The organism is Luedemannella helvata (assembly GCF_039528415.1).
Classification (GTDB): domain Bacteria; phylum Actinomycetota; class Actinomycetes; order Mycobacteriales; family Micromonosporaceae; genus Luedemannella; species Luedemannella helvata.
The window spans coordinates 1-1029 of the sequence record NZ_BAAALS010000095.1 but is presented as its reverse complement, the minus strand read 5'-3'; the positions used below and the strand labels follow the sequence as shown (position 1 = coordinate 1029).

At 68.8% G+C, this 1029-nt stretch carries 2 protein-coding genes; both read right to left on the bottom strand.

What is annotated here, in order from left to right; genetic code table 11:
- Positions 1–344 (bottom strand): hypothetical protein (locus tag ABD191_RS28860; protein ID WP_344089088.1); only part of this gene is annotated, 344 nt, incomplete at its 3' end.
- Positions 345–356: 12 nt separating this feature from the next.
- Positions 357–959, bottom strand: coding sequence for a hypothetical protein (locus ABD191_RS28855; protein WP_030900983.1), 603 nt, complete (start codon positions 957–959; stop codon positions 357–359).
- Between the last annotated feature and the right edge of the window lie 70 nt (positions 960–1029).

The following is a 1029-nucleotide window of genomic DNA, read 5'->3' as shown; positions in this document are numbered from 1 at the left end:
ACGTTCAGCCCGGAGGTGTCGTCGAGGATGGCGTTGCTGAGGTTGATCGTCGTCGCCGTGTTGTGTGGGATCGACTGGGTGGAGGCGGCGTACACGAACGCGGAGAAGGACTCCACGATCCAGGCGCTGCCGTCGTAGTACGTCCAAAGCTTCTCGGTGGCGAGCCAGGCCCGCATGCCGGCGACCGGGCTGGTGAGCGCGGCCGCGCGGGCGGCAGCGTTCGTGAACCGCATATTGCTCTGGCCCACTGCCGCGGCGAGGCCCTGGGCCAGCACCTGGGCGTTCGGGGCATCCGTGAGCGCCGCGACCTGGATGCCCTGCCCGTAGGCGTCTGTGGTGCTCACATGCACCCCTTTCTACGTGAGGCGGAATGTGGCGCCGTCGAGGGTGGCCCAGATCGCGGTGCCGCTGTAGTCGGTGATCTGGATCGTGCCGTCGGTGTTGACGTCGAGGGCGCCATTGACACCCGGGTTGACGATCGTTGAGAACCGGGCCTTCTGCGCGGGCCGGGCCGCGGTCGGCAGCGTCGCGATGGTCGAGGTGCCCGTCGTCGAGCCGGGCGCCTTGGCCAGGCCGGACAGGGAGACGGTGCCGTCGCCGTTGATGCGGTAGGCCGGCGAATAGTGCGGCGCCCCCCAAGCAGACCAGCTGCCGTTGTAGGTGAGCGCCTGCCAGGTGCCCGCGGTGGTCACCGGCGCGACACGGCCGAGGGCAAGCCAGTTCCCCATACCGGACACCGTCAGGATGATCGTGTCCCCGACCACCGGGGTGACGTACAGGTCGGTACGGCGGGCCACAATCCCGTCGGTCGTCGTGACCGTTCCCGTCGTCTGGATCGACGTGACCGTAGCCAGCCGCCAGTCCGCGCCCCGGATGCTGGGGTCCTGGTCAGAGGCCTGCCGAACTTGGGCGTAGAGGACATCGGCGAGGTCTGCCGCTGCCTGCTGGACGGAGCTCACGTGTCCTCCTTCGCCGAAATCGTGCGGATCTGGAAGGCTCCGCCTACGTCGAGCGGGACGGGGAACGCAG